The sequence below is a fragment of the Nocardioides marinisabuli genome, assembly GCF_013466785.1.
Classification (GTDB): domain Bacteria; phylum Actinomycetota; class Actinomycetes; order Propionibacteriales; family Nocardioidaceae; genus Nocardioides; species Nocardioides marinisabuli.
This window is the reverse complement of record NZ_CP059163.1, coordinates 117,729-130,680: the sequence shown is the minus strand read 5'-3', so window position 1 is coordinate 130,680 and position 12,952 is coordinate 117,729. Positions and strand designations below refer to the sequence as shown.

At 73.5% G+C, this 12,952-nt stretch carries 8 protein-coding genes; 3 read left to right on the top strand and 5 right to left on the bottom strand.

Features of this window, described 5'->3' with window-relative positions:
* The first annotated feature begins 16 nt into the window (after positions 1 to 16).
* The 3 genes from H0S66_RS00585 to H0S66_RS00575 are packed head-to-tail and all read left to right on the top strand — an operon-like array spanning position 17 to position 3,534.
* Positions 17 to 1,102, top strand: coding sequence for an ATP-grasp domain-containing protein (locus tag H0S66_RS00585; protein WP_179617016.1), 1,086 nt, complete (start codon positions 17 to 19; stop codon positions 1,100 to 1,102).
* Positions 1,095 to 2,213: a GNAT family N-acetyltransferase gene (locus tag H0S66_RS00580; protein ID WP_180923727.1), complete on the top strand. Its 1,119-nt coding sequence runs from the start codon at positions 1,095 to 1,097 to the stop codon at positions 2,211 to 2,213. Before H0S66_RS00585 ends, H0S66_RS00580 begins: the two co-directional genes overlap by 8 nt.
* A gap of 49 nt (positions 2,214 to 2,262) precedes the next feature.
* Positions 2,263 to 3,534 carry a hypothetical protein gene (locus H0S66_RS00575; protein ID WP_179617014.1) on the top strand — a complete coding sequence of 424 codons (1,272 nt, stop codon included), beginning with the start codon at positions 2,263 to 2,265 and terminating at the stop codon, positions 3,532 to 3,534.
* A 35-nt stretch (positions 3,535 to 3,569) separates the two neighbouring features.
* Here H0S66_RS00575 and H0S66_RS00570 read toward each other — a convergent pair whose 3' ends face one another.
* The 5 genes from H0S66_RS00570 to H0S66_RS00550 form a co-directional block, all read right to left on the bottom strand.
* Positions 3,570 to 4,529 (bottom strand): NUDIX hydrolase, encoded by a 960-nt coding sequence (locus H0S66_RS00570; RefSeq protein WP_258017044.1) that lies wholly within the window; start codon positions 4,527 to 4,529, stop codon positions 3,570 to 3,572.
* Between the two features lie 43 nt (positions 4,530 to 4,572).
* Positions 4,573 to 6,789 (bottom strand): 1,4-alpha-glucan branching protein GlgB, encoded by a 2,217-nt coding sequence (gene glgB / locus H0S66_RS00565; RefSeq protein WP_179617013.1) that lies wholly within the window; start codon positions 6,787 to 6,789, stop codon positions 4,573 to 4,575.
* Positions 6,786 to 8,288, bottom strand: a complete 1,503-nt coding sequence (locus tag H0S66_RS00560) for a maltokinase N-terminal cap-like domain-containing protein (RefSeq protein WP_258017042.1) — start codon at positions 8,286 to 8,288, stop codon at positions 6,786 to 6,788. The genes glgB and H0S66_RS00560 overlap by 4 nt, the downstream gene beginning before the upstream one ends.
* Complete coding sequence (gene treS, locus H0S66_RS00555) at positions 8,285 to 10,033, bottom strand: maltose alpha-D-glucosyltransferase (protein ID WP_179617588.1); 1,749 nt, start codon at positions 10,031 to 10,033, stop codon at positions 8,285 to 8,287. Before treS ends, H0S66_RS00560 begins: the two co-directional genes overlap by 4 nt.
* A gap of 62 nt (positions 10,034 to 10,095) precedes the next feature.
* Entirely contained in the window at positions 10,096 to 12,081 is a 1,986-nt protein-coding gene (locus tag H0S66_RS00550) for an alpha-1,4-glucan--maltose-1-phosphate maltosyltransferase (RefSeq protein ID WP_179617012.1), read from the bottom strand.
* Positions 12,082 to 12,952 lie beyond the last annotated feature (871 nt).

Here is a 12,952-nt window from a genome sequence, read left to right as displayed (position 1 = left end):
CGTCCACAGCGGCGGGGTGCACGTGCTGGCCGCGGCGCGCTCGCTGAGCGCAGCCGGCTGGGAGGTCGGGGTGGCCGCCTCGCACGGGCGGCCGACGTACTCGCGCGCGGTGCGCCGCGACCACGAGGTGCCGCCCCCCGAGGCCGACCCCGACGCCTTCGTCGCCGCGCTGGCGCGGCTGGTGGCCGAGCACGGCTACGACGTCGTCTTCGGCGCCGACGACATCGAGGTGCTGCTGGTCTCGGCCCGCCGCGACGAGATCGGGTGCGTGGTGCCCTACGGCGAGCACACCGACGTGGTGGCCGCGGTCGACAAGCTGGCCCTGGTCGAGGCGGCCCAGCGCGTCGGGCTCGCGGCGCCGCGCACCGTGGCCGCGACCGCCGAGGCGCTGGAGATGGTCGACGGCCCGGTCGTGGTGAAGGCCCGGCTGCACTGGGACCCCACCGCCGGTGGCAGCGCGCGCCACCTGATGGCCCGGGTGTGCGCCGGTCGTGAGGAGGCGCAGCAGGTGGCGCGGCTGATGAGCGCGGCCGGCGGCGAGCCGCTGCTGCAGGAGGTCGTCGACGGTCGGCTCTCGGCGCTGAGCGTCGTCGTCGACCGTCAGGGGCGCCTGCTCGGGGCCGTGCAGCAGTGGAGCCCGCGGCTCTCGGGCCGGCTCACCAGCTCGCGGGCCGTGACCGTCCCCGTCGACCCCGACCTGCTCGCCGGCGTACGACGGCTGCTCGCGGAGCTGGGCTGGTGGGGGTTGGCGAACCTGCAGTTCATGACGGCGCCCGGCGGGGCGCCCCGGCTTATCGACCTCAACGGCCGCTTCTACGGCAGCCTCGCGCTGGCCGTCGGCAGCGGTGTCGCCCTGCCCGACCTGTGGGCGCGCGCCGCGCTCGGCGACGACGTCACCCCGGCCGGACCCGGCCGGGTGGGGGTGCGCTTCCAGTCGTTCTTCGAGGACCTGTCACGGGCGCGGGTCGAGCGCCGTGGGGGCCTGGCCCGCGACGTGCTGTCGACGCTGGCGCAGGCGCCGGGCTCGGTGCACCCGCACGCCCGGCTGCGCGACCCGGGGCCGGTGCTGGCGGTGCTCCGGAACAGGTGGCGCGATGGCTGACGGACCTGGTCGACGTGCCCGCCTGGTGCCGCTGCGCGACGTCGACACCGCGCTGCGCGACGCCTGGCACGACCTGGCCGGTCGAGCCGTCGAGCCCAACCCCTACGTCGAGCCCGGCCCGGTGCTCGCGGCCGCCCGGCACCTGCCCGCCTGCGCCGACCGCCGAGCTGCTCGTGGTCGAGCGGGGCGGCGCGTCGAGCTGGCGCTGCCGGTGCTCCGCTCGCGCTCCTACCGTCGGGTCCCCGTGCCGACCTACCGGGCCTGGGGCCACGACGACTGCTTCCTCGAGACCCCGCTGCTCGACAGCCCCGACCCCGAGGCCACCTGGCGCAGCGCCCTCGCCCGGCTCGCCACCGGTGCGAGTGGCTGGCTGTCCTTCGAGCAGCTGCCCGGCGACGGCCCGGTGCGTACGGCGCTCGAGGGCGCCCTCGCCTCACGCGCGGCGCCGGTGGCGCTGGCCTGCACCGACCGGCCCGTGGTGCACCGCCGCGCCGAGCCGACGTACCTCGACGGGCGGTTGAGCTCGTCGCGCCGGCGCCGGCTCGGGCGCTGGGGGCGGCGCCTCGAGCGCGAGCTCGGCGCCCCGGTCGGGCTGGAGGAGCGCTCCGCCGAGGACCCCGAGGCCGCCGTCGCCCGCTTCCTGGCCCTGGAGGCAGCGGGCTGGAAGGGCGAGTCGGGCACCGCGCTGGCCGCCGACCCCGCGCGCGGGGCCGCCTTCACCGAGACCTTCGTCGAGGCCGCAGCCCGCGGCAGGGCCCAGCTGTGGGAGCTGCGCGGCGGCGACACGGTCGTGGCGGCGCTGTGCGTGCTGGTCGGCGGTGACGGTGCCTTCCACGTCAAGACCGCCTTCGACGAGGCCTTCGCCTCGACCTCGCCCGGGCTGCAGCTCGAGGTCGCGGTGCTCGAGGCCTTCCACGACGACCCCGCGCTCGGGTGGATCGACTCGGGCTCGGTCGAGGACCCCGCCAGCCCCTCGACGATGCTCTACCCCGACCGCCGGCGGCTCGACACGCTGGTCGTGCCGCTGCGCGGTCGCGTGGCACTCGCCCCGGCGCTCGCGCTGCGCGCCACGATGCGGTGGCGCGACCGGCGCTCCGAGGCCGAGCACTGACATGGACCCGGCAGCGGTCGAGCTCGTGCTCGCGAGGATCACTCGCGACGTGGGGACGCACCTGCTGCTGTGGCGCGGCGAGGACCTGACCGGCAACGACCTCGATGTGGTCGTCCTGCCCGGCGGCGGTGCCCCGGTGGCCCGGGCGCTGCGCGCGGCCGGCCTCGTCCCGGCGCCCCAGGACCCCGGCCGGGTGCTGTGGCGCCGACTCCCCGACCTCGACGTGGTCGTGGACGTGCTGGCCGACCACGCGTGGCCGGCGATGTACCCGCCGCTGCCCGACGTACGACGACGCGCGGCGCCGGGGACGCTGGGCCTGCTCGTGGCGGCCCCGGTCGACCGGGTGCTGGTGCACGCCGCGGAGGCGGTGGCGGGACGCCCGTGGTCGCGCTGCGCGACCCGGGTGCGCTCGGTGCTCGAGGCCTCCGGGGAGGCGGCCGAGGTCCTGGCCGCCGCGCGGGCGGTCGACCCGGCCCTGGGCCGGATCGCGGGGCTGGCGTGGTCGGGTGACCCGGCGACGGCGGAGCACCTGGGCGCCGGGGAGGTGGCCCGGGCGCTGGCCGGCTCGCCGCGCGCCCGCCGCGCCGCCCGCACCCGGCTGGTCGGTGAGCCCGTCACGAGGCCCGCGACGCCCCCGGTCGCGCGTCCGCGGATGATCGCCCTCAGCGGCATGGACGGCGCCGGCAAGTCCACGGCGTCACTGGCCCTGCTCGACCACTTCGAGCGGCTCGACGAGGCCGCCCTGGTCCACTGGACGCGGGTGGGGGCCGACCTCGGGCTGCTCGTGCACGTCGGCCGGATCGCGCGGCGGCTGCTGCGCCGCGACCGCTCGGTGTCGGTGGCAGTCGAGGACCCGCAGGGCGGGAGCGCCGAGGCGCCGAGCGGGCAGGCGAGCGGGGCTGCGGGAGCGGCCGTCGAGCGCCGCGGCGGGCTCCTCGACGGGGTGTGGGTGCTGGCGGTCGCGCTGTCCAGCGTGCGCGCGGCCCGGCACGCCGGCCGCCTGCGGCGCTCGGGCGTGCACGTGGTCTGCGACCGGTGGCTGCTCGACGCGCTCGTCGACCTGCGCCTGCGCTACGGGCGCCACCGGGTGGCCGAGTGGCTGCTGCGCCGCGGCTTCCCCCGCCCCGACGTGGCGGTGCTGCTGCGCGTCGAGGCCCGGGCGGCCGCCGTACGCAAGCCGGGCGACCAGCCGCTCGTGGTGCTGGAGGCCATGGCCCGCCTCTACGACGAGCTCACGCCGCGTGCCGGGGTGGTGGTGGTCGATGCCGCACGTGCCGACACCGACGTGCTCGCCGAGGTGCTTCGCGCCGGGTCGGCGTGAGATCTGCGCCGGGTCGGCGCGAAGTATGCGCCGGGTCAGCGTGAAGTATGCGCCGGGTCGGGGTGGCTGCGCCCGCTCTCGGTGTACGCCGCCGCGCCGGGCGAGCCCGCCGCGCTGGCCAGGGCCGCCTCGATGCGGCGTGCGGTGAACCCGGCGGCGTGCTCGTGGACCTCGGCGAGGGTGCAGAACCGGGCGCTGCGGATCTCGCGGACCTGCTCGACGATCTTCTCGGTGATCGAGGCGTCGTGCTCGCCGCCGTCGAAGACCAGGCAGATCGCGTCGTCCCAACCGCCCCAGGTGGGCAGCCAGTCGGTGAGCAGCAGCCGGCCGGCGGGGATCTCGAGGGCCAGCTCCTCGGTGACCTCGCGGGCCACCGCGACCTGGGGCGACTCGCCGACCTCGACGACGCCGCCGGGCAGGTCCCAGTCCTGCTTGTAGGTCAGCTGGCACATCAGCACCCGCCCGTCGCGGTCGCGCACCAGCATCTGGCTGATCGCGCGCTTGCGGGGCAGGAACGAGTTGAGCAGCGCGCGGAAGGCCCCGGGCTCGCTCAGCGGCGGGTCGGTGGCCAGGCGGGCCAGCACGACGTACCCCTCGGTGGTGCTCTCGCCGGGCACCACCCGCTCGACGCCCTCGCGGCGCAGGCCGGCGCGGGTGGCCACCCGCAGGGCGCCCTCGGCGTCGACCGGGATGCGCGACTCGACCCGGGAGACGCCCAGGCCGCCCTCGTGCTCGGCGGTCAGCGACCAGTCGACCAGCACCCGCAGCGCCCGGGTCGCGTAGCCGCGGCCCCGGTGGGCGTCGTCGAGGCCGCCCTCGAGCCACACCGTCGTGGCGTCCTTGCGGACCACCACCAGGCTGCCGACGCTCTCGTCGTCGACGACGACCGTGAAGGCCAGCGCCGCGTCCTTGTCGACGGCCATCGGGTGGTCGGTCGGCGCCGAGGGCCGCAGGGTGACCGTGCCGTCGGTGAGGGTGGGGTGCTCGTGGGTCACGCCGCCACCCTAGCCAGGCACCCCGCGCCGCGGCTGCGGGCGCTCAGGCGCGCGCCCGCAGCCACACCGTCGCCAGCGGCGGCACCGAGATCTCGGCGTGCGCCGGCTGCCCGTGGTGCTCGCCCTCGACCGCGGTGACGGCGCCGTAGTTGCCCACGCCCGAGCCGGTGTAGCCCTCGGCGTCGGTGTTGAGCACCTCGTCCCACTCACCGACCGACGGCAGCGCCAGCCGGTAGCCGTGGTGCGGCACGGCCGAGAAGTTCGAGACGCACACCAGGTCGGGCTCGCCCGGGGCCCGGCGCACGAACGAGAAGGTGTTGCGCCCGGCGTCGTTGCCGTCGAGCCACATGAACCCCTCGGGGGAGTGGTCGCGCGCCCACAGCGCCGCCGTGTCGGCGTACGTGCGGTTGAGGTCGCGCACCAGGCTCTGCACGCCGCGGTGCTCGGGGTGCTCGAGCAGCCACCAGTCGAGCTCGCGGGCCTCGGCCCACTCCGACTCCTGGCCCATCTCGGTGCCCATGAAGAGCAGCTGCTTGCCGGGGTGGGCCCACATGTAGCCCAGGTAGGCGCGCAGGTTGGCCAGCTGCTGCCAGCGGTCGCCGGGCATCTTGCGCAGCATCGAGCCCTTGCCGTGCACGACCTCGTCGTGGCTGATCGGCAGCACGTAGTTCTCGGAGAAGGCGTAGACGAGGGAGAAGGTCATCTCGCCGTGGTGGTAGGCGCGGTGCACCGGGTCGTTGGCCATGTAGGCCAGCGAGTCGTTCATCCAGCCCATGTTCCACTTGAAGCCGAAGCCCAGGCCGTCGTGCTCGGTGGGGCGGGTCACGCCCGGCCACGAGGTCGACTCCTCGGCGATCGTCACCACGCCGGGCACCCGGCGGTAGACGGTCGCGTTCATCTCCTGCAGGAACTGCACGGCCTCGAGGTTCTCGCGCCCGCCGTGGATGTTGGGGCTCCACTCGCCCTCCTCGCGGGAGTAGTCGAGGTAGAGCATCGAGGCCACGCCGTCGACGCGCAGGCCGTCGGCGTGGAACTCCTCGCACCAGTAGACGGCGTTGGCGTAGAGGAAGTTGCGCACCTCGCGCCGCCCGAAGTTGAAGATGTGGCTGCCCCACTCCTTGTGCCAGCCGCGCTGGGGGTTGGGGTCCTCGTAGAGGGGGGTGCCGTCGAAGCGGGCCAGCGCCCACTCGTCGGTGGCGAAGTGGCCCGGCACCCAGTCGAGGATCACGCCGACGCCGGCCTGGTGCAGCCGGTCGACCAGCAGCCGGAAGCCGTCGGGGTCGCCGAAGCGGGCGTCGGGGGCGAAGTACGACGTCACGTGGTAGCCCCACGAGCCGCCGAACGGGTGCTGCATCACCGGCATCATCTCGACGTGGGTGAAGCCGAGGTCGGAGACGTAGGCGACCAGGTCGTCGGCCATCTGCTCCCACGACCACATCGACTGGTCGTAGTTCTTCTTCCACGAGGCCAGGTGCACCTCGTAGACGCTCATCGGGGCCTCGATCGCGGCCTTCTCGGCGCGCGCGGTCATCCAGGCGTCGTCGCCCCAGGTGTAGGAGGACTCGAAGACGCGCGAGGCGGTGCTGGCGGGCTTCTCGGCCCAGGCCGCCATCGGGTCGGCCTTGTCGCGCCACTGGCCGTCGGGGCCCAGCACCGCGAACTTGTACGACGTACCGCTGCCGACGTCGGGCACGAACAGCTCCCAGACGCCCGAGGTGCCGAGCTGGCGCATCGGGTGCTCGCGGCCGTCCCAGGAGTTGAAGTCGGCCTTGACCCGCACGCCGCGCGCGGCGGGCGCCCAGACGGCGAAGGAGGTGCCGGTGACGCTGCCGCCGGGGGTGCCGGGGGCGTCGTAGTGGTGCACGTGCGCGCCGAGCACGGTCCACAGCTGCTCGTGGCGGCCCTCGTTGATCAGGTGCAGGTCCATCTCGCCCAGGGTGGGCAGGAACCGGTAGGGGTCGTCGGAGTCCCACGGCTCGCCCTCGTAGCTGACCGAGAGCGTGTACGCCGGCACCTCGGCGACCGGCAGCACCCCCACCCAGACGCCGTGGTGCTCGTGGTCGAGCGGGGTCTCGCCCCACTCGCCGCACACCGTGACCGAGGAGGCCAGCGGCCGCAGCACGCGCACGGTGACCGCGCCGTCGTGCGGGTGCGGGCCGAGGACGGCGTGGGGGTGGCCGTGCTCGCCGCGCACGAGCTGGTCGAGCTCGTCGTGGCTGACGGGCTTGGCGGTGGTGCTCACGGGCTGCTCCGGGGTCATGGTGCTCCGATCTCGGCGACGGCCTGGAGCGGGATGTCCACCCAGGTCGGCCGGTTGCGGGTCTCGTAGACGGTCTCGTAGACGGCCTTGTCGGCGACGTAGGCGTCGAGCAGGGTCCGCTGCTGGTCGCTGATGTCGCCGTCGGCGTAGGCGTAGAGGAAGTGGTTCTTGCTGCGGTTGGCCCACTCGGCGGCCTTGGCGGCGCGCACCTCCGAGCCCTCGGGGTCGTCCTCGGCCCAGGTGCGCTCGACCACGCGCGGGGCGTAGTCGAAGGAGCGCAGCATCCCGGCGACGTCGCGCCAGGGGGAGTCGGGCAGCAGCCGCTCGTGCAGCGGCTTGGCCGGCTCGCCCTCGAAGTCGACGATCTTCCAGCCCAGCGCGGTGCGCAGGGTCTGGCCCAGGTGCAGGTCGCCGTGCACCCGGTGCACCGGGACCTCGCCCAGGTCGCCGACCCGGGCGAAGAGCGCCTCCAGCCCGGCGCGGTGCTCCTCGAGCCCGGGGGCCGCGGCCAGCGCCGGCGGCAGCCGGCCGGCCATGGTCGCCGCCACGTCGGCGCCGGGGACCGTCGAGGTCGGGAAGTGCTCGGCCATCAGGGCGTGCACCTCGCGCAGCGTGCGGCCCAGCCGGGTGGCCTCGCCGGCGAAGTCGCCGCCGGCCTCGGAGGCGTGCAGCTCGGGCTGGCGGAAGAGGTCGCGCACGCTCGAGAGCGCCAGGTCCCAGCCGTCGGAGGCGGTGCGCAGGAACTGCTGGAGCATCGCCAGCTGCATCACCCCGCCCGAGCCGGGGTCGTCGGTGTGGTCGTCGCCGCCGCGCTGCTCGGGGTCGACCCAGTCGAGCCAGCCGTAGAGCGCGGCGACGTCGGGGGAGCCGACCCGGCTCAGCACCTCGTGCACCTGCACGTCGGGGTTGACCCCCGGCGTGACCTTGCGGAAGACCTTCATCAGCGCGTCCTCGCCGAAGGCCACGGAGGAGTTCGACTGCTCACCGGAGAAGAGCGTCGAGTGGGTCTCGAGGTCGAGGTCGTGGCCGGGCAGCCGGTGGAAGGCCAGCGAGCTGTCGTCGTCGACCAGGTTGCCGCCGGGCTCGGTCGCGGCCCGGTCGAAGGAGCGCAGCCAGCAGGCCATCGCCCCGCGGTCGTGCAGGGCGTCGTAGCCGTGCAGCCGGCCGCGCGCGGGGTCCTCCCAGGTGGCGATGTGGGCGTGCTCGAGCCGCTCCTGCGCCTCGCCGTAGAGGGCGATCGGCACCTGGTAGTGCTCCACCTTGTCGGGGGCCTCGGGCCCCACGTCGTCGTAGGTCACCTCGGCCAGGCACAGCAGGACCAGCGGCCCGCCCGGCACCGCCCCGGGCACCGTGCCCACGCGGCGTACGCCGGTGACGGCCAGCGGGCGGCCCTTGCCGCCGAACCAGCGGGTGCGGGCCAGGTACTCGACGAAGACCTGCGGGTCGGGGGCGGCGGGCAGGCCGTCGCCGCTCGTGGGGGTGCTCGTCTGGTCGCTCACAGCAGCTGACCCTCCTCGTGGTGCTCCGGCGTGGTGAGCCGGAACCAGTAGAAGCCGTAGCCGGCGAGCGTGAGCAGGTAGGGCAGCTCGCCGATCTCGGGGAACGGCACGCCGCCGATGATCTCGATCGGGCGGCGGCCCTCGAAGCGGCGCAGGTCGAGCTCGACCGGCTGGGGGAAGCGCGAGAGGTTGTTGACGCAGAGGATCACGTCCTCGTGGCCGTCCTCGTCGGTGTGCTCGCGCACGTAGGACAGCACGGTGGAGTTCGAGCCGCCGAGGTCGTGGAACTCGCCGAGGCCGAACGCCGGGTGGTGGCGGCGGGCCTGGAGCATCCGGCGGGTCCAGTGCAGCAGCGAGGAGGGGTTCTCCATCTGAGCCTCGACGTTGACCGACTCGTAGCCGTAGATCGCGTCCTGGACCACCGGCAGGTCCAGGCGGCCGGGGTTGGCCGAGGAGAAGCCGGCGTTGCGGTCGGAGGTCCACTGCATCGGGGTGCGCACGCCGTCGCGGTCGCCGAGCCAGATGTTGTCGCCCATCCCGATCTCGTCGCCGTAGTAGAGGACGGGGGAGCCGGGCAGGCTCAGCAGCAGCGCGTTGAACAGCTCGATCTGGTTGGTGTCGTTGTCGAGCAGCGGGGCCAGGCGCCGGCGGATGCCGATGTTGGCCTTCATCCGCGGGTCCTTGGCGTACTCCGACCACATGTAGTCGCGGTCCTCGTCGGTGACCATCTCGAGGGTCAGCTCGTCGTGGTTGCGCAGGAAGATGCCCCACTGGCAGTTGTGCGGGATCGCGGGGGTCTGCTCGAGGATCTCCGAGATCGGGTAGCGCGACTCCCGGCGCACCGCCATGAAGATGCGCGGCATCACCGGGAAGTGGAAGGCCATGTGGCACTCGTCGCCGCCGGACTCGAAGTCACCGAAGTACTCCACGACGTCCTGGGGCCACTGGTTGGCCTCGCACAGCAGCACCCGGCCGGGGTACTCCTCGTCGACGATGCGGCGCACCTTCTTGAGGAACTCGTGGGTCTCGGGCAGGTTCTCCCCGTCGGTGCCGGGGCGCTCGTAGAGGTAGGGCACCGCGTCGAGACGGAACCCGTCGAGGCCCATGTCGAGCCAGACCTTCATCGCCTCGATCATCGCGTCGTGCACGGCGGGGTTGTCGAAGTTCAGGTCGGGCTGGTGGTGGAAGAACCGGTGCCAGTAGTACTGCTGGCGCACCGGGTCCCAGGTCCAGTTCGACGGCTCGGTGTCGACGAAGATGATCCGCGCGTCCTGGTAGAGCTCGTCGGTGTCGGACCAGACGTAGAAGTCGCCGTACGGCCCGTCGGGGTCCGAGCGGCTGGCCTGGAACCACGGGTGCTGGTCGCTGGTGTGGTTCATGACGAAGTCGATGATCACGCGGATGCCGCGCTCGTGGGCGGCGTCGAGGAAGTAGTGGAAGTCCTCCATCGTGCCGATCGCCGGGAGCACCCCGGTGTAGTCGGCCACGTCGTACCCGCCGTCGCGCAGCGGGCTGGGGAAGAACGGCGGCACCCACAGGCAGTCGACGCCGAGCCACTCCAGGTAGTCGAGCTTCTCCACCAGGCCGCGGAAGTCGCCGGTGCCGTCGCCGTTGGAGTCGCGGAAGGAGCGGACCAGGACCTCGTAGAAGACCGCCGACTTGAACCAGTCGGGCGTCGCGTGCGCGGCGTGGCCGACGTCGACACCGGAGTCGGTGTGGCCGTCGACGACCGGGTCGTCGCCCAGCGGCGGCCCGTCGGCGTGGGTGACCTGCGCCCCGTGGTCCTGCGAGGTGGGGTGGGGGTCGTTCACGCGGTCCTCCTGACGCTCAGCACGTGAGCGGGTTCGTGGTGGGGGTCGAGGCGCACGTAGTTGTGCTGGCTCCAGCTCCAGGCCTCGCCGGTGATCTCGTCGTGGACGACGTAGGAGTCGCCCCAGTCCATGCCCAGGCTCGGCAGGTCGATGTGCACCGTGGTCTCGCGGGTGGCGTGCGGGTCGAGGTTGACCACCACGATCACGGTGTCGCTGGTGGGGTCGCCGGCCACGGCCTGCTTGCTGAAGACGAGGACGTTCTCGTCGTCGCTGCCGTGGATGACCACGGTGCGCAGCAGCTGCAGCGCCCGGTGCTGGCGGCGCAGCTGGTTGAGCCGGGTCAGGTACGGCGCGAGGGTGCGGCCCTCGGCCTCGGCGCCCTCCCAGTCGCGGATGCGGATCTGGTACTTCTCCGAGTCCAGGTACTCCTCGCTGCCGGGCTTGACGGCCACGTGCTCGTACAGCTCGTAGCCGGCGTACACGCCCCAGGTCGGGGAGCCGGTGGCGGCCAGGACCGCGCGGATCTTGAACGCCGCCGGGCCGCCGTACTGCAGGAACGCGTGCAGGATGTCGGGGGTGTTGACGAAGAAGTTGGGCCGCATCAGGTGGTCGGTCTCGGTGGCGAGCTCGGTGAGGTACTCCTCGATCTCCCACTTCGCGGTGCGCCAGGTGAAGTAGGTGTAGCTCTGCTGGAAGCCCACCGCGCCGAGCCCGCGCATCATCGCCGGGCGGGTGAAGGCCTCGGCCAGGAAGATCACGTCGGGGTCGGTGCGGCGCACCTCCTCCAGCAGCCACTCCCAGAAGGCCACCGGCTTGGTGTGCGGGTTGTCGACGCGGAAGATCCGCACGCCGTGCGACATCCACAGCTTCACGATCCGCAGCACCTCGCGGCGGATGCCCTCCGGGTCGTTGTCGAAGTTGACCGGGTAGATGTCCTGGTACTTCTTCGGCGGGTTCTCGGCGTAGGCGATCGAGCCGTCGGCGCGGGTGGTGAAGAACTCGGGGTGCTCGGTGACCCACGGGTGGTCGGGCGCGGCCTGGAGCGCGAGGTCGAGCGCGACCTCGAGGCCGAGCTCACGAGCCCTCGCCACGAAGGCGTCGAAGTCGTCGAAGTCGCCCAGGTCGGGGTGGATGGCGTCGTGCCCGCCGTCCTTCGACCCGATCGCCCACGGCGAGCCGGTGTCGTCGGGGCCCGGGGTCAGGGTGTTGTTGGGGCCCTTGCGGTTGACCTCGCCGATCGGGTGGATCGGCGGCAGGTAGATGACGTCGAAGCCCATCTCGGCGACCGCGTCGAGCCGCTTCGCCGCGGTGCGCAGCGTGCCGCTGGTGACCTTGCCGGTCTTCTCGTCGCGGGTGGCGCCCTCGGAGCGCGGGAAGAACTCGTACCAGGAGCCGAAGAGCGCGCGCTCGCGGTCGGCGTACGCCGGGAAGGGGCCCTCGACGCTGATCAGCTCGCGGATCGGGTGCTCCTCGAGCACCGCCAGCAGGGCGGGGTCCTGGAGCGCGGCGAGCCGGGCCTCGGCGGGCCGCGAGGTGTCCTGGGCGGCTGCGACCGCGGCGCCCAGCACCTCGCGGGCGGGGTCGACCCTCGGCAGTTCGGCCAGCACCTTCTCGAGCAGCAGGCGGCCCTCGGTGAACATCAGCTCCACGTCGACGCCGGCAGGGATCTTGAGGCCCGCCGCGTGCTGCCAGGTGGCCAGCGGGTCCGACCAGGCCTGCACCTCGAAGGTCCAGGCGCCCTCCGCGTCGGGGGTCACCCAGGCGAGGTAGCGGTCGGGCGGATCGGCCAGCTTGCGCATCCGCACCGGTGCGGCGCGGCGTCCGTCGGGCCCGGTCAGCACCACCTCCGCCGACAGCTTGTCGTGCCCCTCGCGGAACACGGTGGCGGCGACGGGAAAGGGTTCACCGACGGTCGCCTTCGCCGGCTGTCGACCGAGGTCGACCAGCGGCGTGACGTCCATGACAGGGATGCGTCCGACCATGCCTCCACCCTTCCGGCCCACGCCCCCACCTGCAAGCCGCCACCAGGGTGAGAGACCCACGACCCACGCATCCAGCAGTGACGAGCACCACCCGGCAGCGCCGTCTGAGCCCCGGCGGTTCCACCGTTGGTCGAGCAGCGAGGAGCGCCAGCGAGGAGCGTCGCCGAGACCCGGTGAGTGGCGCGCCCGCCGTACGCCGTGTGGTTGCGGGGTCTCGGCGACGCTCGAGCCTTCGGCCCTCGCTGCTCGACCTACGGGTGGGAGCGCGAGCGACGTGTGCCCGTCGAGGCCCGGTGAGGTGCCCACTCGTCGTACGACGAGGACTCCCGCCGTTGGTCGAGCAGTGAGGAGCGCTAGCGACGAACGTCGCCGAGACCCGGTGAGTGGCGCGCCCGCCGTACGCCGTGTGGTTGCGGGGTCTCGGCGACGCTCGAGCCTTCGGCCCTCGCTGCTCGACCTACGGGTGGGAGCGCGAGCGACGTGTGCCCGTCGAGGCCCGGTGAGGTGCCCACTCGGCGTACGACGAGGACTCCCGCCGTTGGTCGAGCAGTGAGGAGCGCCAGCGACGAACGTCGCCGAGACCCGGTGAGTGGCGCGCCCGCCGTACGCCGTGTGGTGGCGGGGTCTCGGCGACGCTCGAGCCTTCGGCCCTCGCTGCTCGACCTACGGGTGGGAGCGCGAGCGACGTGTGCCCGTCGAGGCCCGGTGAGGTGCCCACTCGGCGTACGACGAGGACTCCCGCCGTTGGTCGAGCAGTGAGGAGCGCCAGCGACGAACGTCGCCGAGACCCGGTGAGTGGCGCGCCCGCCGTACGCCGTGTGGTGGCGGGGGTCTCGGCGACGCTCGAGCCTTCGGCCCTCGCTGCTCGACC

Bases quoted from the DNA above. Each gene is read 5' to 3' on its own strand.
- H0S66_RS00580 (WP_180923727.1), top strand. From the start codon at position 1,095: ATGGCTGACGGACCTGGTCGACGTGCCCGCCTGGTGCCGCTGCGCGAC.
- glgB (WP_179617013.1), bottom strand. From the start codon at position 6,789: ATGACCCCGGAGCAGCCCGTGAGCACCACCGCCAAGCCCGTCAGCCAC.
- H0S66_RS00550 (WP_179617012.1), bottom strand. From the start codon at position 12,081: ATGGTCGGACGCATCCCTGTCATGGACGTCACGCCGCTGGTCGACCTC.